Annotated in this window: 18 protein-coding genes; 7 read left to right on the forward strand and 11 right to left on the reverse strand. The window is 72.2% G+C overall.

What is annotated here, in order from left to right:
- The first annotated feature begins 105 nt into the window (after window positions 1–105).
- Window positions 106–996, forward strand: coding sequence for an SGNH/GDSL hydrolase family protein (locus ACFYWX_RS38985; RefSeq protein WP_389429756.1), 891 nt, complete (start codon window positions 106–108; stop codon window positions 994–996).
- Between the two features lie 15 nt (window positions 997–1,011).
- The gene (locus ACFYWX_RS38990) at window positions 1,012–1,983 is read left to right on the forward strand and encodes an aldose epimerase family protein (protein WP_389429757.1); all 972 of its coding nucleotides are present in this window, start codon (window positions 1,012–1,014) and stop codon (window positions 1,981–1,983) included.
- A 76-nt stretch (window positions 1,984–2,059) separates the two neighbouring features.
- Here the strand turns inward: ACFYWX_RS38990 and ACFYWX_RS38995 are convergent, their stop codons facing one another.
- The 3 genes from ACFYWX_RS38995 to ACFYWX_RS39005 form a co-directional block, all read right to left on the reverse strand.
- Window positions 2,060–4,504 (reverse strand): glycoside hydrolase family 3 C-terminal domain-containing protein, encoded by a 2,445-nt coding sequence (locus ACFYWX_RS38995; protein ID WP_389429759.1) that lies wholly within the window; start codon window positions 4,502–4,504, stop codon window positions 2,060–2,062.
- 91 nt (window positions 4,505–4,595) lie between these two features.
- Window positions 4,596–4,925 carry a YrdB family protein gene (locus ACFYWX_RS39000; protein ID WP_389429760.1) on the reverse strand — a complete coding sequence of 110 codons (330 nt, stop codon included), beginning with the start codon at window positions 4,923–4,925 and terminating at the stop codon, window positions 4,596–4,598.
- An 11-nt stretch (window positions 4,926–4,936) separates the two neighbouring features.
- Window positions 4,937–5,326: a RidA family protein gene (locus ACFYWX_RS39005; RefSeq protein ID WP_389429761.1), complete on the reverse strand. Its 390-nt coding sequence runs from the start codon at window positions 5,324–5,326 to the stop codon at window positions 4,937–4,939.
- Window positions 5,327–5,374: 48 nt separating this feature from the next.
- Here ACFYWX_RS39005 and ACFYWX_RS39010 point away from each other — a divergent pair, with 48 nt between their 5' ends.
- Together ACFYWX_RS39010 and ACFYWX_RS39015 are read left to right on the forward strand one after the other, a co-directional pair.
- Complete coding sequence (locus tag ACFYWX_RS39010) at window positions 5,375–6,322, forward strand: LysR family transcriptional regulator (protein WP_389429762.1); 948 nt, start codon at window positions 5,375–5,377, stop codon at window positions 6,320–6,322.
- A gap of 80 nt (window positions 6,323–6,402) precedes the next feature.
- On the forward strand, window positions 6,403–7,626 hold the full coding sequence (locus tag ACFYWX_RS39015) for a pyroglutamyl peptidase (RefSeq protein ID WP_389429763.1): 1,224 nt from the start codon (window positions 6,403–6,405) through the stop codon (window positions 7,624–7,626).
- 15 nt (window positions 7,627–7,641) lie between these two features.
- Here the strand turns inward: ACFYWX_RS39015 and ACFYWX_RS39020 are convergent, their stop codons facing one another.
- From ACFYWX_RS39020 to ACFYWX_RS39035, 4 genes are all read right to left on the reverse strand, one after another.
- On the reverse strand, window positions 7,642–8,118 hold the full coding sequence (locus ACFYWX_RS39020) for a hypothetical protein (RefSeq protein WP_389429764.1): 477 nt from the start codon (window positions 8,116–8,118) through the stop codon (window positions 7,642–7,644).
- A 51-nt stretch (window positions 8,119–8,169) separates the two neighbouring features.
- Window positions 8,170–9,075 carry a hypothetical protein gene (locus ACFYWX_RS39025; RefSeq protein ID WP_389429765.1) on the reverse strand — a complete coding sequence of 302 codons (906 nt, stop codon included), beginning with the start codon at window positions 9,073–9,075 and terminating at the stop codon, window positions 8,170–8,172.
- Window position 9,076: 1 nt separating this feature from the next.
- Window positions 9,077–9,235, reverse strand: coding sequence for a hypothetical protein (locus tag ACFYWX_RS39030; protein ID WP_389429766.1), 159 nt, complete (start codon window positions 9,233–9,235; stop codon window positions 9,077–9,079).
- A gap of 89 nt (window positions 9,236–9,324) precedes the next feature.
- Window positions 9,325–10,140, reverse strand: a complete 816-nt coding sequence (locus ACFYWX_RS39035) for an EI24 domain-containing protein (protein ID WP_389429767.1) — start codon at window positions 10,138–10,140, stop codon at window positions 9,325–9,327.
- A gap of 161 nt (window positions 10,141–10,301) precedes the next feature.
- On the opposite strand from ACFYWX_RS39035, the gene ACFYWX_RS39040 reads away from it, so the two are divergent.
- On the forward strand, window positions 10,302–11,456 hold the full coding sequence (locus ACFYWX_RS39040) for a serine hydrolase domain-containing protein (protein ID WP_389429768.1): 1,155 nt from the start codon (window positions 10,302–10,304) through the stop codon (window positions 11,454–11,456).
- A 237-nt stretch (window positions 11,457–11,693) separates the two neighbouring features.
- Here ACFYWX_RS39040 and ACFYWX_RS39045 read toward each other — a convergent pair whose 3' ends face one another.
- Window positions 11,694–12,692 (reverse strand): NADP-dependent oxidoreductase, encoded by a 999-nt coding sequence (locus tag ACFYWX_RS39045; protein WP_389429769.1) that lies wholly within the window; start codon window positions 12,690–12,692, stop codon window positions 11,694–11,696.
- A gap of 101 nt (window positions 12,693–12,793) precedes the next feature.
- Between ACFYWX_RS39045 and ACFYWX_RS39050 the strand changes: the two genes are divergently transcribed.
- Window positions 12,794–13,240, forward strand: coding sequence for a MarR family winged helix-turn-helix transcriptional regulator (locus tag ACFYWX_RS39050; protein WP_389429770.1), 447 nt, complete (start codon window positions 12,794–12,796; stop codon window positions 13,238–13,240).
- Window positions 13,241–13,273: 33 nt separating this feature from the next.
- Here ACFYWX_RS39050 and ACFYWX_RS39055 read toward each other — a convergent pair whose 3' ends face one another.
- Together ACFYWX_RS39055 and ACFYWX_RS39060 are read right to left on the reverse strand one after the other, a co-directional pair.
- Window positions 13,274–14,047, reverse strand: a complete 774-nt coding sequence (locus ACFYWX_RS39055; protein ID WP_389429771.1) for a GntR family transcriptional regulator — start codon at window positions 14,045–14,047, stop codon at window positions 13,274–13,276.
- A 4-nt stretch (window positions 14,048–14,051) separates the two neighbouring features.
- Complete coding sequence (locus tag ACFYWX_RS39060) at window positions 14,052–14,594, reverse strand: GntR family transcriptional regulator (RefSeq protein WP_389429773.1); 543 nt, start codon at window positions 14,592–14,594, stop codon at window positions 14,052–14,054.
- A gap of 166 nt (window positions 14,595–14,760) precedes the next feature.
- Between ACFYWX_RS39060 and ACFYWX_RS39065 the strand changes: the two genes are divergently transcribed.
- Window positions 14,761–15,222, forward strand: a complete 462-nt coding sequence (locus ACFYWX_RS39065; RefSeq protein ID WP_389429774.1) for an ATP-binding protein — start codon at window positions 14,761–14,763, stop codon at window positions 15,220–15,222.
- Here ACFYWX_RS39065 and ACFYWX_RS39070 read toward each other — a convergent pair.
- Complete coding sequence (locus ACFYWX_RS39070; RefSeq protein ID WP_389429776.1) at window positions 15,219–16,163, reverse strand: hypothetical protein; 945 nt, start codon at window positions 16,161–16,163, stop codon at window positions 15,219–15,221. The genes ACFYWX_RS39065 and ACFYWX_RS39070 overlap by 4 nt on opposite strands.
- Window positions 16,164–16,367: the final 204 nt, after the last annotated feature.

Raw genomic sequence — 16,367 nt, forward strand, 5'->3', positions numbered from 1 at the left:
TTCCATCTTGTGCGGCGCATCTTGTGCGAGTGGGAACCCTCGCGCGTTGTTATGGAGGGGAGCACGGGGCGCCCCGTGCACGTCGACCGAGGGGATCACCAGGGAATGCGGAAGCCAAGCCACCGCGTGCGGGCCGTTCTCGCCATGACGGCGGCGGCCGTCCTGGGCGTCGCCGGGTGCGACGCCGTCGGTGGCACCTCACCGGGGCCGTCCGGTACGAAGGCGAGGCCGTCGCCGACCCGGACCCCGGTGTGGGACAGCAGCCCGGCATCAGTGGCGGCCGTGGGCGATTCGATCACGCGTGGCTTCGACGCCTGTGCGGTCCTGACGGACTGCCCGGAGGTGTCGTGGGCGACCGGCAACAGCCCCGAGGTGGACAGTCTGGCCGTGCGGCTGCTGGGGAAGTCGAAGGCGGCCACGCACAGCTGGAACTACGCGGTGACCGGGGCGCGCATGGCGGACCTGCCGGGGCAGATGGCGCGGGCGGTGACGCGAAAACCGCAGCTGGTGGCGGTGATGGCGGGGGCGAACGACGCCTGTCGGTCGACGACGTCGGCGATGACGTCGGTGGCCGACTTCCGCGCCCGGTTCGAGGAGGCGATGAGCACCCTGCGCGGTTCCCTGCCCAAGGCTCAGGTGTATGTGGCGAGCGTGCCGAACCTGAAGCGGCTGTGGTCGCAGGGGCGCACGAACGCATTGGGCAAGCAGGTGTGGAAACTGGGTATTTGCCCGTCGATGCTGGGTGACGCGGACGCCGTGGACGCGGCGGCGACCCAGCGCCGGGACACGGTGGAGAAGCGGGTGGAGGACTACAACAAGGTCTTGCGGGAGGTCTGCGGGAAGGACCGGCGGTGCCGTTTCGACGACGACGCGGTCCACGACTACCGCTTCGGCACCGGCCAGCTGAGCCACTGGGACTGGTTCCATCCGAGCGTGAACGGGCAGGCCCGGCTGGCCGAGATCGCCTACCGCACGGTCACGGCGAAGGAGGCGTGACCTAGAGTTCCGAACATGAACGAACTCTTCGGAACACTTTCCGACGGCACCCCGGTGCACCGCTGGACTCTGGAGCGAGCGGGTGTTCGAGTGCGCATCTTGTCGTACGGCGGGATCGTGCAGTCGGCGGAGGTCCCGGACCGGGACGGGCGGGTCGGGAACGTGGTGCTGGGGTTCGCGGACCTCGACGGCTATCTCACGCATCCGGAGCCGTATCTGGGCGCCCTGGTCGGCCGTTACGCCAACCGGATCGGCGGCGCCCGCTTCGTTCTGGACGGGCGGACGTACGCCCTCGCGGCGAACAACGGGCCCAACTCCCTGCACGGCGGGGAGCGCGGCTTCGACAAGTGGGTGTGGGACGTGACGCCGGTGGAGCGCGGGGTGCGGCTGAGCCGGGTCAGTGCGGACGGCGAGGAGGGCTTCCCGGGGCGACTCGAGGTCTCGGCGACGTACACGCTGGACGCGTCCGGTGCGCTGCGGATCGCGTACGAGGCGGTCACGGACGCGCCGACGGTGGTGAACCTGACCAACCACAGCTACTTCAACCTCAGTGGCTCCGGGAACGCGAGCGGGCAGGAGCTGCGCCTGGCCGCCTCCCGGCACACGCCGGTCGACGCGGACCTGATCCCGACCGGGGAGCTCGTGGACGTGACGGGGACGCCCTTCGACTTCCGTTCGGCGCGCAGGACCGGTTACGGCTACGACGACAACTTCGTGCTGGACAAGGGCGTCACGGACGCACCGGTGGAGGTGGCCGAGCTGTACGACCCGGCGTCCGGGCGGGTGCTGGGCGTGGCGACGACCGAGCCGGGCATCCAGGTGTACACCGCCGACCACCTGGGCGACCCGTTCGAGCCGTGCGAGGGCCTCGCGCTGGAGACGCAGCACTTCCCCGACTCGCCGAACCGGCCGGAGTTCCCGAGCACGGAGCTGCGGCCGGGGGACGTGTACCGGTCGGAGACGGTGTACGCGTTCTCGGTACGTTAGGACGCCTCGGCACAGCGGGCGCACAGGTACGAGCCCCGGTCCGGCGTCAGGTTCCGGACCGGGGCAGGTACGTGTGTCAGACGTTAATCGTCGTGGTGACCCTGCGGTCCGTGATCGAGCGCCCCACCTGGATTTCGTACGAACCCTTCACAAAAGCCCACGAACTGGTCTTCTCGTCCCAGATCTCGAAGGCGCGTCGCGGGATGTCCAGCACGGCCTCGACGGTCTCCCCCGGTTCGGCGGCGACGCTCGCGAAAGCGGCCAGCCAGCGGGCGGGACGGTCGGTGTCCGGGGCGCTGGGCGCCAGGTACAGCTGGACAATCTCCCGCCCGGCGCGCGCACCCGAGTTGCTCAGGCGCACCTTCGCCCTCGCGCCGTCGGCCTCGACCGACTCATAGGTCCAGTCGGTGTAGCCGAGTCCGTGCCCGAAGGGGTACGACGGGGTCCGGCCCTCCTTCTCCCAGGCGCGGTAGCCGATGAACACGCCTTCGGTGTAAGGGAGTTCACCCTCTGACGGAATCACCTGGGTGACGGGGGCGTCGGTCAGGGAGCCCCAGGTGGTGGGGAGTCGGCCGCCGGGTTCGTGGGCGCCGGTCAGCACGTCGGCGAGGGCGGCGCCGCCCTCCTGGCCGGGGAACCAGCTGAGCAGGACGGCCGCGACCTCCTCACGCCACGGAAGCTCCACCGGGGAGCCGGAGTTGACGACCACGACGGTGTGCGGGTTGGCGGCGGCGACGGCACGGACCAGGTCGTCCTGGCGGCCGGGCAGGCGCAGGTCACGGCGGTCGAAGCCCTCGGACTCGACACGGTCGGTGGTGGCGACCACGACGACCGCGGTGTCGGCGGCGCGGGCCGCCTCGACGGCCTCCGCGATCAGTTCGTCGTCGGTGCGCCGTGGCTCCTGGTGGGTGAGGGCGAAGCCGACGACCTTGATCGGGACCTCGTCGGGGATGTCGACGACGTACGTCAGGGAGACCTCGACCGGTGCGCCGGCGGTGAGTTCGGGCCGGGCGCGGGCCACCGGGGTGCCGACGAACGCCTCGAAGGCGTCGGCGTCGTCGGCGGGGCGCTGGACGTCGTCGAGGTACGTGGTGCCGTCGACGGTGAGGGTGAAGGCGCCCGTGCCCGTGATGCCGAAGGTGTGCGGGCCGCTCTCGCGCGGGGTGAACGTGCCGGTCAGTTCGACGGTGTGAAGGCGGTCGAGGGTGACGCCCTCGGGGAGGTCGGCGCCCATCCACTGGATCTGGCCGCTCGGTGCGGAGCGGGTGCCGATGACCTGGCCGGCGACGTCGCGGCAGACAGCGCGCAGGGTGAACCCCTGGTCGGCGACGGCGAGTTCGGTGGACGGGTCGGCGCCGACGGCGTAGCTGAGGGTGCCGTCGGGGAGGGCGGCGGTGAGGCCGTCGAGCGGGGAGACGACGTGCGCGGGGAAGACGGTGGCGGAGCCGCCGCCGAGGACGCGGGCGTCACGGGCGGCCGCGCCGATGAGGGCGACGGTGCCCTGCCTGAGCGGGAGCACGCTGTTCTCGTTGCGGACGAGGACGAAGGAGCGGCGGGCGATCTCGCGGGCCAGGGCCTCGCCGTCGACGGGCGCGGGCGGCTCGGGGACGACGGGTTCGGCGCCCTTCAGGATGCCGAGGCGGGCGGCGAGCCGCAGGACGTTGCGTACGGCGTCGTCGACCCTGGTCTCCGGCACCGCGCCGTCCCGGACGGCTTGGGCGAGGGCGTCGCCGTAGACGGTCCGGGGGCCGGGCATCGCCACGTCGAGGCCGCCTTCGATCGCGCCGACGGTGGAGCGGGCGGCGGTCCAGTCGGAGACGTTGAAACCGTCGAAGCCCCATTCGCCGCGCAGGACTTCGTCGACGAGGTGGTGGTGCTCGGTCATCGTGGTGCCGTTGACCGTGTTGTAGGCGGTCATGATGCCCCAGGGGTGGGCGTTCTCCACGATGGCCTCGAAGGGGGCCAGGTACAGCTCGCGCAGGGCGCGTTCGCCGACGAGGTTGTTCACGGTGAGGCGGTCGGTCTCGGCGTCGTTGGCGACGAAGTGCTTGACGGTGGTGCCGACGCCGCCGGACTGGACGCCCTGGACGTAACCGCTGCCGATGCGGCCGGTGAGGTACGGGTCCTCGCTGTAGGCCTCGAAGTGGCGGCCGCCGAGCGGGGAGCGGTGGAGGTTGACCGTGGGGGCGAGCAGCACGTGGACGCCCTTGCGGCGGGCCTCCTGGGCGAGCAACACACCTGCCTCGCGGGCGAGTTCGGGGTCCCAGGTGGCGGCGAGGGCGGTCGGGGAGGGCAGCGCGACCGACGGGTCGTCGGCACTCCAGCGCACGCCCCGGACGCCGATCGGGCCGTCGGACATCACCAGGGAGGGCAGGCCGATCTCGGGCAGGGCGGGCAGGGACCACATGTCCTGGCCCGCGAGGAGCCGCGTCTTCGCGGCCAGGCCGAGCCTGCCGAGAGCGGCCTCGACGACCGCCTCGCGCTGTTCGTCGGACGCGCTGGTTTCCTGGGTCCTCGCCATGTGGGTGCCTCCTCGTCGACGTCCACGGACGTCTCCATCCTGCCTCCGCCGCCCGCGAAGCACTCGGAACCGCAACCATCGAACTGCGGTACTACTGGCCCCAGACGACGGCCAGGGTCTTGCTCACCGCGCACAGTGCGGCGAAGGCGACCGCCCACTGCCACGCCCCGGCGGCGAACAGCGCGGCGACGCCCGCGCCGAACCAGGCCACTTCGAAGGCTGCCCGGCCCGCGCCCCGCGTCTTGAACCGCGCCCTCGGCGACCCGCACAGCGCCCACACCACGATCAGCACGGCGGGAGCGCCGAGGCCGGCCGGCCAGGTCACCGGCGTCGGCGCGTCGAGGGTGAAGCCCCAGTAGGCGGCGGCCGCGAGGGCGCCCAGCTCGATCAGGAAGAGAACGCCCAGGTTGGCTGCCTTCATGAGCAGCAGTATCACCCGCCTGCGGGCACCGCGGCCACCACTTCGATCTCGAGCAGCGCCTCGGGCCGAAACAGTCGCGGCACTTCGAAGGTCATGCTGGTCGGTGGGGTCCCGGTGAGGAACTCCCGGCGGACGGCGCCGTATTCGTCGAGCCGGCCGATGTCCGTCAGATACGTCCGGATGTTGATGACGTCGGCGAGGGTGGCCCCGTGGGCCTTCAGCAGCGCGTCGATCGTCTCGAAGACGCCCCTGCTCTGCTCGGCGAGGGTGGCACCCTCGGCGATCTGACCGGAGACGAACAACAGGACGCTCCCGTCGGCGTGTTCGACGCGGGCGACCTGGGAGTAGTAGGGGCTGAGGGGCTGGGGCGCGGAGGCGGGGTTGTCCAGGGTGATCTGCATACGGTGACGCTAGGCCGGGACCCGGGATGCGACAAGCGAATGTCTAGCATGACTGTCATGCTGAACTCGCATGGCAGGACTGAGGAGTTGCCGGACCTCTCCACCGTCTGGCTCCGGGCGTTCCTGGAGGTCGCCCGGGAGGAGTCCTTCACGGTGGCCGCGCGGACGCTCGGGTGGACGCAGTCCGCGGTGTCCCGGCAGATCTCCTCGCTGGAGACGGCACTGGGCGGCGCCCCGCTCTTCGACCGGCTGCCACGGGGCGTACGGCTGACGGAGGCCGGACGGATCCTGGTGCCGTACGCGCGGGCGGTGGCGGGGGCGCTGGGCGGGGCCGGGAAGGAACTGGCGGCCCTGCGCACGGGGACCGGCGGACGCCTGCGGTTCGGCGCCTTCGCGACCGCCGACGCCGCCCTCGTCCCCCAGGCCCTCGCCGCCTTCCGCGCCCGCCACCCCGGCGTCCACGTCACCCGCGAGGAAGGCTTCACCGCCGGCCTCCTCGACCGGCTGACCGCCGGACATCTCGACCTGGCGGTGGTCTCCACGACGGGCGGCGCCCCGCCGGACACGTACGACCTCCACCACCTCCTCGACGAGCCCCTGTTCGTGGCCGTCCCCGCCGATCACCCCCTCGCGGACCACGCCGGCCCCGTGCGGCTCGGCCAACTCGCCGACGCCGACTGGATCTCCGGCGCGCACCGGCCCGAGGGCACCCTCCTCGACGCGGCCCTGCGCCAGGGGTTCCGGCCGCGCGTGGCGCACGTCGTGGCCGAGTGGACCGCCAAGCAGGGGTACGTCGCCGCGGGCCTCGGCGTGACCCTGGTTCCGGCGCTGGCCGCCGCGTCCGTACGACCGGACATCGCGCTGTTGCCCGTACGCGACGAGGGCGGCCCGGCACGGGCGGTGTACGCGGCCACGGTGCGGGGGCGGTCGCCGACGACGGCGGCGGAGGCGTTCGTCGGAGCGCTGCGGGAGGCGGCGGCGGAGATCCCCACCTGAGTCACGCGCCATGGCGTGGGCCACTCCCGCCACGCGATACTGCGCACGTCCCCCCACCGCGACGGAAGGACTCAACCGCCGTGCATTCCATACGAGTTCGGGTCGGCGTCCTCGGCCTTGCCCTGTTGGCCGGCCTCTCGGCCCCGACGACCGCGAGCGCCGCGGAGGCGGCACCGGCGCCGACCGTCGAGGAGCAGCGCCTCGACCGGGCCGTGCCCCAGGAGATCCTCCGGCGGTCCGGATTCGACGCCGTGGCACCGGAGTTCGCGCGGGCTCTGGGTGCCGCGCGGTCGTACGCGCGGGCCCGGCAGGTCGTCGTACGCGAGGGGTCGGCGCTGTGGCGGCGGGCGGTGGACCGGGCGCAGGGGCGGGGGCCGGCGGGCGGTGACCTCAGCCGGGACGACGACCGGCCGCTGTACTGGGCGCGGCTGGGGATGACGCGGGAAGTGCGGGGCTGGGAGCCGCGGTTCGGGCTGAGTGATGCCCAACGGGCGGGTCTGCTGGACGCGTTGGAGCGGACCTCCCGTGGGCAGACCGGCATCCGGTACCCGGCGGGGCTCCGGCGTGTCCTCGTCACCGGCTTCGATCCGTTCACGCTGGACCGGGACGTGCGCATCTCCAACCCGTCCGGGGCCACCGCGCTCGCCCTCGACGGCACGGTGATCGAGACGGCGGAGGGCCCGGCGCGGGTCGAGACCGCCGTGTTCCCGGTGCGCTGGGCGGACTTCACGGCGGGGACGGTGGAGCGGACGCTGCGGCCGTATCTGCCGAAGGTCGACCTCTTCGCGACCGTGAGCCAGGGACGCGTCGGCCGCTTCGACGTGGAGCGGACCAACGGGGCCTGGCGCGGCGGCTTCGGGGACAACGACAACGTCGGGCGGACGGAGACGATCCCGGTCGCCGACCCGGCCTCGCAGCCGCAGTGGACGACCACGACCCTGCCGTACGCGCGGATCGTGGCCGCGGGCACCGGGCGCTTCCCCGTGTACGACAACACGAGCGTGACCGAGATTCCGGCGGGCGGGACACAGGCCGTCGTACGGCCCGAGGGGCCCACGCCCGGGTCGACGGCGCGGGCCGGGGGCGGTGGGGACTACCTCTCCAACGAGATCGCCTACCGGGCGACGCTGCTGCGGGACCGGCTGGGGCTGCACGACGTGCTGCCGGGCGGGCACGTGCACACGCCCGTGCTGCAGTTCGGGGCGGGCAACACCACCGAGGTGACCGATCCCGAGTTCGTACGCAACCGGCTGGACATCATCGCGCAGGTCCGGGCGATTCTGGTGGCCGCGGCCGGGAGGTAGGCGGCTTCTCAGCGCCTACAGCGGGTCCTCGGTGCAGGAGTGCACCCAGCGGTGGGCCGAGATGTTGTTCTCCATCTTCTCGCCGCCGCCCGCCCCGTTCTCCGGGAAGTAGTACCAGTACAGGTTTCCGTACGACCAGCCGTTCTGAATGCAGGCTCGCGCGCCGTCCCAGCCGCCGGCGTCGTCCGCGTTGTCCCAGTACACGAGGACGTCCTCGTAGGCCCCCGGAAAGCCCCGGTTCTCGACCGAGCTCGCCTCGTTGCGGATGCCGCCTCGCGGCGAGCAGGAGCTCCAGTTGGCGTCGTCTCCGGACCAGGCGCAGTACCCGCCCATGAGGCCCACGTATTCGTAGGCGTAGAAGTTTCCGTCGGCCGCGACGGCCTTGGGTGCCGGGGCGCCGTCCGCGGCCTGAGCCGTCGCCGGTGCCAGGAACGCGGTGAGCCCGGTCAGAACGGCCGCTGCCAGCCCGGCGCGGAACGCGGTGGTCCTCATGATCTTCCCCTTCTCCATGGTGGTCTTCCTGGTGGGTCGGTCGGTCTCGAGTCAGTCGGTGCTGGTGATCGCCCGGCCCCGTGGCAGCGCCGCGCGCTGCAGGCGGTCCCGCTCGCGGAACGCCAAGGGGTGCTCGGCCTTGAGCGCATCGCCGTAGCGACTGCTCAGCCGGCCGACGGTTCGGGACAGCCCGCTGCTCAGCGCGCACGCCGCCTCGGCGACCGCCGTGCGCCGTTCCTCGGCCGGCGTGGCCCTGCCGGGCGCGTCGAGGAATCGGGCGCGCGCCGCCGCCGGGTCCGGATGGGGCAGGCCGCGTCCGCGCATGCAGGCGGACCAGGCGTGCACGGCTCCGGCGTAGGCGGGGGCGGCGGTCACCTGCGACCGGCGCAGGCCGGACAGCGCCTGGGTGACGGCTTCGGCACGGAACCAGGCCACGAGGTTCCCGTAGAGCTCCGTCTCCGCCTCCGCTGTGCATCCCTCGTCACTGCGGCCCACCTCCGCGCCGGAGGGCAGTTTCACGGTCAGCGCGTTGCGCTTGCGCCCGTGCAGGGCGTCCATCGCGTCGGCACGGCGTTCGGCGCCCAGAGACTGGGCGTAGCGCCGGTTGGGGTCGGCGGCCCGGAGCGCGCGCGCCCGCCGCTCCAGGTCGCTGCCGTACCCGTGCTCGCGTGCCCAGGCCACGTCGTCGAGCACGTACGGGAAGTCACGCTGCTCGGGAATCGGGTGCTCAGGCACCTTCCAGACGGTGAACCCGTGCCGGCTCATGCACCGTTGGACGAGCGTCTGCTCCGCGTCGTACAGCAGTGACCGTTCGGCGGCGGAGACGGGTGCCGGGACGCTGAGGGAGGTCTTCGCCCCCTCGCCGGCCCCCGAGCAACCGCCGACTGTGGCGGCGGCGAGAGCGAGGGCGAGCAGTGAGGCCGCCGAAGTCGCGCGAGCCCGCCGGAACCTGGCCATGTCAGAACTCGCAGTCGCTGACGTGTGCCAGGTGTTCGTCCCCGGTGATGTAGTGGACCTGCGTGAAGTCCATCGCCTTCGCGGCTGCCGCGGGGCCGGCCACCGTGGCGGCGACGAGGCCGGTGATGGTCAGCGCCCTGACCGCTTTGCGTGCGTGCACGGGTCCCCCTGTTTCCGGGATGGTCGGCGTGGCCCACGTCAGCGGGTGTCGACCGGGGGACGGGTGTGGTGGGCTCCCCGTATGACAGGTCAGGGGGCCTGGCCGGGCACCTCGGCGCGTTCCGGCTCCTCCGCGGCGCCGTCCTCGCCGTCCTCGTCCGTCTCCTCCCCCAGCAGCTCCCGCGCCAGCAGCGTCGCGCCCGCCACCGCGCCCGGCATCAGGAAGACCGCGACGAAGGGGACGAGGAAGGCGAGGCCGAGGGGGGTGCCGAAGCCCCAGATGAGGGTCTTGCGGGAGCGCAGGAGGGCGAGGCGTTCGCGGAGTGCGACGCCTCGACGCTGGAGGGCTACGGCGGTGAGTTCCTCGGTGAGGAAGAAGCCGGTGACGAAGAAGCCGAGCACCGGGACGACGGTCTGGCCGACGAACGGGATGAAGCCGAGGGCGAACAGCAGGACCGCCCACAGCAGCGCCCGGACCACGATGCGCAGGCTGTCGCGGGCCGAGATCCACAGCTCGCGCCAGAGCGGGAGACCGGACTCGGGCGCCGTGCCGTCGGGCGAGACGTCGCGGTCGACCTTCTCGGAGAGGTTCTCGTAGAAGGGTTGGCCGATCAGGAGCGTGACCGCGGTGAAGGTCAGGACGGAGAGGAGGAGGGCGAGCGCGAACAGGACGACGGTGAGGAAGCCGCGGAAGAGGCCGAGCCAGGGGCTCGACCAGTCGTCGGCGAAGGGGGTCGCCCAGGCGACGAAGTCCTGACCCCACAGGGCGAGCGCGACGAGCGCCGCCGCATAGAGGACCAGCGTGATCAGCCCCGGGACGAGCCCGAAGCCGTACTGCTTGCCGTGCCGGGCCACCCATCGCTGGCCCTTCAGCAGATAACCGAAACCCGCCCCGAGATCACGCATGACCGAACTCTATCGAGGGGTGGCTGGAACACCTGCGGCCGGTCCGCGGGAGGACATTGAGTCGAACGGGCACACCTCGCCGTACCGATCATCAGCAGCTGCGATCTCGGGCATTGTGCACCATGGCACACGCGCACAGCGGCCGAAGTAGAGGAGAGCGGATGACGCAGGAGATCCAGGGCACCGTCGCGGACGGCTACGAGGCCGTGCGGGAGGAGTTCGCCGCTTTCGTGGCCGGGGAACGGCCCGACTACGAGGGCCAGTTGAGCGCCTACGTACACGGCCGCCGGGTCGTCGACCTGTGGGCCGGGGACGGCGTCGACGCCGGGTCCCTGTACGGCGTGTACTCGTCCACCAAGGGCGCCGCGCACCTCGTGGTCGCGCTTCTCGTCCAGGACGGCACGCTGGAACTCGACCGCAAAGTGACCTACTACTGGCCCGAGTTCGCCGCCGAGGGCAAGGGCGCCCTGACCCTGCGCGAGCTGCTCGCCCACCGGGCGGGTCTGGTCGGCACGGACACCGGCTTCACCGCGGCGGAGCTGTCCGACGACCGGCAGATCGCCGAACGCCTCGCCGACCAGCGGCCGTTCTGGCGTCCCGGCACGGCCTTCGGCTATCACGCGCTGGTCATCGGCGCGCTCACCGGCGAGGTCGTACGGCGTGCCACGGGCCGTACGCTGCAGGAGGTGTACGAGGAACGGATCCGCGCCCCCTACGGGCTGGACTTCTTCCTCGGGCTGCCGGCCGTGCACGACTCCCGGTTCCGCCCGGTGCAGCCGATGGTGCCGACCGCCGAGCAGCAGGCCCTCCTCGACTCCCTGCCCACGGGGCCGCACACCCTCGCATCCATCGCCTTCAACCGGCACACCGACGATCCGACCGACCTGGTGGCCCTGCCCAACGACCGTACGGTCCGCGCCAAGGGTCCGGCGTCGGTCGGCGGGGTGGCCTCCGCGCGCGGGCTCGCCGGGATGTACGCGGCGGCGATCAGCGAGGTGGACGGGAAGGCGCCGCTGCTGAAGGAGGACACGGCGGCGGAGTTCGGGCAGTTCCACTCCGTGGGGTACGACCTGGTGGCGCGGACGCACAAGTCGTACGGGCTGGGTTTCCAGGCGACCGCTGACACGTGGCATCCGTTCCTGGGTGCGGGCGCCTTCGGGCACAGTGGGGCTGGTGGCAGCCAGGCGTTCGCGGATCCGCGGAGCGGGTTGGCGTATGGGTACACGCGGCGGCGGAACGCGTTCCCGGGTGGGGCGGCGCCGGAGAACAATCGGTTGGCGGCGGCGGTGCATGGGGCTGCGCCGGCTGAGCGGTAGTCCGGGCCATGGGCGAAGGCCGCACCCCGCGTTTCGGGGTGCGGCCTTCGTTGTGCGCAAGGAGTTGTGCGGGGGGCTGGTGGCGGGGTGACAGGCGTTTCGCTCGCCCGCGCTTGCGGGGTGCCGCCTGCGCCCACCCTCCCCCATCGCCCCAGGCGGCACGCATGCCCGCAGCTACGGCGGTGCGACTGCCCACAGGCTACGGCGGGGCGCATGCCCGCAGGCTGTGCGGGAGTCCTACAGCTTGACGATCATCTTGCCCGTGTTGTCGCCGCGCAGGACGCCGAGGAAGGCCTCCAGGTTGTTGTCGATGCCCTCGACGACCGTCTCGCGGTACTTCAGGTCGCCGGAGCGGACCCAGGCGCCGACCTCCTGGACGAACTGGGGCTGGAGGTCGTAGTGGTCGCCGACCAGGAGGCCCTCGATGCGGCCGCGGGTCTGGATGAGGCGGGCGAGGTTCTTCGGGCCGGGGGCGGGCTCGGTGTTGTTGTACACGGAGATCATGCCGCAGATGGCGATGCGGCCCTTCAAGTTGAGGGAGCCGATGGCCGCCTCCAGGTGGTCGCCGCCGACGTTGTCGAAGTAGACGTCCACACCGTCGGGCGCGGCCTCGCGCAGCTGCTCGCCGACGGGGCCGTTCTTGTAGTTGAAGGCCGCGTCGAAGCCGTACTCCTCGACGAGGAGCTTGACCTTCTCGTCGGAGCCGGCCGAGCCGATGACCCGGGAGGCGCCCTTGAGCTTGGCGATCTGGCCGACCTGGCTGCCGACGGCGCCGGCCGCGCCCGAGACGAAGACGGAGTCGCCCTCCTTGAAGGAGGCGGTGCGCAGCAGGCCGGCGTAGGCGGTCAGGCCGGTCATGCCGAGCACGCCGAGGTACGTCGACAGCGGCGCGGCCTCGGGGTCGACCTTGACGGCGCTCTTCGCGTCGACCGCCGCGTACTCGCGCCAGCCGAGGAAGTGCAGCACGTGGTCGCCGACGGCGATGCCCTCGGCGTTGGAGGCGACGACCTCACCGACGGCGCCGCCCTGCATGGCCTTGCCCAGCTCGAAGGGGGCGACGTAGGACTTGGCGGCGCTCATGCGGCCACGCATGTAGGGGTCGACGGAGAGGTACTTGTTCCGCACCAGCACCTGACCCTCGCCCGGCGTGGGCACCTCCGCCTCGACCAGGGCGAAGTCCTCGGGCTTCGGCCAGCCGACCGGGCGGCTGAGCAGGTGCCATTCGCGGTTGATCATGACAACAGCCTTTCACTTACTTCAGTGATTTACTTCAGTACCTGAAACAACCATGCTCCTGAATATTTCAGGTTGTCAAGTAACCGGGTACCCTGAATGCCATGGCCACACCACAGCAGACCCGCCGACCTGACGCCCTGACGCTGGAAGTCGTCGAGCTGATCGGGGAGGTCGTGGCCCGCTACTACGAGGACTACGAGGAAGCCGCCGCCGACCACGCGCTCACCGGGGCGCAGGCCCGGCTGCTCAGCCTGCTCACCTTGGAGCCGCTGCCGATGCGCAAGCTGGCGCAGAAGCTGAAGTGCGAGCCGTCGAACGTGACGGGGATCGTGGACCGGCTGGAGTCACGCGGTCTGGTCGAGCGCCGCCCGGCCCCGGCCGACCGCCGGGTGAAGGTCGCGGCGGCGACGGACGAGGGGCGCCGGGTGGCCCGGGGGCTGCGTGAGTCGCTGCACTTCGCGCGGGAGCCGCTGGCCGGGCTGTCGGAGGAGGAGCGGCTGACGCTGCGCGGGCTGCTGGCCCGGATGCTGCACACGGACGCCGAGTAGGCACCGGTCACGCGGTCGTCGAGGGAGTCCCGGTCACTCGGGGACGAACTCGTACTGCACCTCGTACAGGTGCCCCGCCTTCACCATCACCGTCGCCTCGACGGGCCGTTCGCCGTCGCTGTGGAGGAGACGCAGGGTACGCAGGACCGGGGTGCTGCTGGTGAGGCGGAGCGCCCGGTACTGCTCCTGGGTGGGGACGCGGGCGGAGACCCGGTCCACGCTGCGGCGGGGCGGGTGGCCGAGCTGCGCGAGGAGGGCGGGCGTGCCGCCCCTGATCCGGCGGAGGTCCGTCAGCGCCGTCCCCCGGGCGATCTCCCACGGGTAGTAGCAGGTGACGAGTTCGGCGGGCTCGTCGTCGACCAGCAGGAGCTGGCCGCGTCGTAAGACCGTGCCGTCCTCCGGGAGGCCGAAGGCCGCGCGGACGTCGGCGGGCGGGCGGCACTCCGTGACGTCGAGGATCGCGCTGCGGGCCTGCGCGCCGCGTCCGGCCGCCTCGGTGAGCCAGCGGTACGTCTGCCCGGTGCCGCCCGTGGCCATGGAGGCGGCGGGCCGCACCGTGCGCCGGCGGTGCTCACGGACCGTGACCGCCGCGCCCGCCCGGCCGACCACCAGGCCCTCCTCCTTCAGCAGGTGCAGGGCCTTCTGCACGGTGGCGTTCGAGGCCGCGAACCGGGTCTTCAGCTGTGCGGTGGACGGCAGGTTGGCGCCCGGCGGCAGTTCTCCGCCCATGATCTCGTCCCGCAGGTCGGCCGCGATCCGCTCGTGCAGCGAACGGCGGTCGGCGGCGTCCGGTTCGGCCTTGGGCACGGGGTCATCCGATCCTGATCTGGTAGCGCAGTCTCTGCCGGAGGGCGGGCATCACCATACGGTCGACCTGGATCGGCCGGCCGTCGCGGTCGAGCGTCTGCCTCGTCAGCCGTAGGACGGGCTCGTCGGGCGCGGTGCGCAGGGTCGCGCGCTCCTCCTCGTCGGGCATCCCGGCCGTCACGTCCTCCCGGACGAGGGCGCCGACGTGGCCCAGTTCGGCGAGGAGGGTGACGGCACCGCCGGGGATCTTGGCGGTGCGGGCGAGGGCGGTACCGCGGGCGATGCCGATCGGGTAGTAGGTGTCGGTCAGTTCGTTCGGCTCCTCGTCGAGCAGGATCAGCCGCCGCCGCACGACGACCGGCTCGCCCTCGGCGATCCCGAACAGCTCGGCCACGTCGGCCGGCGCGAGCACCTCACCGGCGTGCGCGATGCGCTGGCCGCCCCGCCGCCCCCGGGCCGCCGCCTCGGCGGCCCAGGGGTCGCCCTGTCCCGACTGGCGGGGCGTCAGATACGGCAACGACGTGCTGACCCAGCTGCTCGCGCTCAAGACGTCCTCCCGTCGGGGTTCTCCGGCCTTTTGTGCCCTACACGTTAGGCGACGCGCCCGAACCACTCCCATCCCCAGTACCTTTGGCCCAACCTTGCTGCTTTTCGTGAACAGAAGTAACGTGACGGCCCGCTGGACGCCCCAGGAACCACGGAGGACGCCCACCATGCCCGCGACACGGCAACGCCGCTTTCCCCGCTCCCGCACCTCCGTGCGCGACGCCCGGGAGTTCGCCCTCCAGGTCCTCGGGGACTGGGGCTGCACCGACCGGCTGGACGACATACGGCTCTGCGTCTCGGAACTCGCCACGAACGCCCTGCTGCACGGAGTGCCCCCCGGCCGGGAGTACTGCGTGAACCTTTCGCTCGACGGCGCGGTGATCCGCCTGGAGGTCCGTGACACCGGCGACCACGGACTCGCGGTCCGCGATCCGCGCCCCGACCCGCATGCTGACGAATGCTCAGGCCGCGGGCTGCTCCTGGCTCGTGAGCTGGCCGACGACTTCGGTGTGACCGAACATGTGGTCGGCAAGACGGTCTGGGCGACGTTCAAGACGGCTTCCGTGCCACGCCAGTTGGCCGAAAACGATTGGCGAGTCACCTGGCGGACGGGGCGTCCCGCCTCCTAAGTGCACCACCACAGGAAGCGGTTGCACGTCTCCGAAGGCGAAGGGTCCGGTCGCGGCTTCGAGGTGGTCGGGGCGGAGCTGGGGGCGGTCGTCGGGGTGGGGCTCGCCGCCGGGGCCGTCGTCGGACTGCTGGGCTGCGGGCCCCGCGTAGCCGACTGGGCATCCTTGTCCTTGTCGTCGTCTGGCTTGTCCGACTCGCTCTGCGACGGGGACGCGGAGGGCGACGTGGACGCCGAGGCGTCCGGAGAGGCCGACGTCGAGCCCTTGCCCCTGCCCTTGCCGGTCGAGTCCGCCGACGGGCCGGTCGTCTCCCCCGCCTCCTCCGAGGTTCCGCCCTCCGCCGAGGCGTCCCCGGCGCTCGCCTCCTTCGGATGCGAACCCGGCGCGTCCATGCCCAGCTCCGCGAGGCTCAGCCCGCCCGCCGCCAGCACGAAGCCCGCCGTGATCAGCAGGGCGCGGCGACGGCGCCGCCGATGCGCGGCCGCCTTGCGATCGCGACGGCTCGCCCCCGCACCGGCCGGCCCGGTCGCCTCCTCGTCATCGCCCCGCCCGCGCCCGCGGCGCCGCCCCTGGTCACCGCGCCGGGCCGCCCGCCCGCCCGGCTCGCCCTCGCCACCTCGGTCGTCCACGCCGGCCTCGGCCCCGTACGCCGCTTCATCGGCACCGCGCCCGCGCCCCCGGCGACGCCCCTGCTCACGGCGCCGGGCCGCCCGCCCGCGCGGTTCGTCCTCGCCGGCGCTCTCGTCGTCGGCGCCTTCGTCGTCGTGAGCGTCGTAGGTGTCCGCCTCCCGGTGGGTCCCGGTCTCGTACGGCTCGTCGGCGGCGGTCGGTCGCGTGTCCGTTTCGTGCGCGTACGCGCGGAGTGATTCCGCTGAGGCGCCGCAGCCCGGGCAGGCGAGGGCGCCGTTGAGGTGCCGTCGGCACGGGTGGCAGTAGTCCATGACGCGGGAAGACTAAGTTCCGGCCACGTGACGTTCCTAGGGGCCCCTGTGAAGGTTATGTGGCAAACCCGCCGTTCCGGCGCACCCCCTGAAGGAAACGGCCCACCATTCCACGCCAACTTGCGGCGTCCCCCCGGTAATCGCAGCATCCCCACCTCTTCTTCCCGAGATCATCTCGAAACCGACCATCGAAGCTGTCGAAAC

This window comes from Streptomyces sp. NPDC002888 (genome assembly GCF_042888465.1).
GTDB lineage: Bacteria > Actinomycetota > Actinomycetes > Streptomycetales > Streptomycetaceae > Streptomyces.

Bases quoted from the DNA above. Each gene is read 5' to 3' on its own strand.
- ACFYWX_RS39035 (WP_389429767.1), bottom strand. From the start codon at position 10,140: ATGCGTGATCTCGGGGCGGGTTTCGGTTATCTGCTGAAGGGCCAGCGA.
- ACFYWX_RS39000 (WP_389429760.1), bottom strand. From the start codon at position 4,925: ATGAAGGCAGCCAACCTGGGCGTTCTCTTCCTGATCGAGCTGGGCGCC.
- ACFYWX_RS39070 (WP_389429776.1), bottom strand. From the start codon at position 16,163: ATGGACTACTGCCACCCGTGCCGACGGCACCTCAACGGCGCCCTCGCC.
- ACFYWX_RS39025 (WP_389429765.1), bottom strand. From the start codon at position 9,075: ATGGCCAGGTTCCGGCGGGCTCGCGCGACTTCGGCGGCCTCACTGCTC.
- ACFYWX_RS38990 (WP_389429757.1), top strand. From the start codon at position 1,012: ATGAACGAACTCTTCGGAACACTTTCCGACGGCACCCCGGTGCACCGC.
- ACFYWX_RS39040 (WP_389429768.1), top strand. From the start codon at position 10,302: ATGACGCAGGAGATCCAGGGCACCGTCGCGGACGGCTACGAGGCCGTG.
- ACFYWX_RS39045 (WP_389429769.1), bottom strand. From the start codon at position 12,692: ATGATCAACCGCGAATGGCACCTGCTCAGCCGCCCGGTCGGCTGGCCG.
- ACFYWX_RS39020 (WP_389429764.1), bottom strand. From the start codon at position 8,118: ATGAGGACCACCGCGTTCCGCGCCGGGCTGGCAGCGGCCGTTCTGACC.
- ACFYWX_RS39065 (WP_389429774.1), top strand. From the start codon at position 14,761: ATGCCCGCGACACGGCAACGCCGCTTTCCCCGCTCCCGCACCTCCGTG.
- ACFYWX_RS38995 (WP_389429759.1), bottom strand. From the start codon at position 4,504: ATGGCGAGGACCCAGGAAACCAGCGCGTCCGACGAACAGCGCGAGGCG.
- ACFYWX_RS39050 (WP_389429770.1), top strand. From the start codon at position 12,794: ATGGCCACACCACAGCAGACCCGCCGACCTGACGCCCTGACGCTGGAA.
- ACFYWX_RS39005 (WP_389429761.1), bottom strand. From the start codon at position 5,326: ATGCAGATCACCCTGGACAACCCCGCCTCCGCGCCCCAGCCCCTCAGC.
- ACFYWX_RS38985 (WP_389429756.1), top strand. From the start codon at position 106: ATGCGGAAGCCAAGCCACCGCGTGCGGGCCGTTCTCGCCATGACGGCG.
- ACFYWX_RS39010 (WP_389429762.1), top strand. From the start codon at position 5,375: ATGACTGTCATGCTGAACTCGCATGGCAGGACTGAGGAGTTGCCGGAC.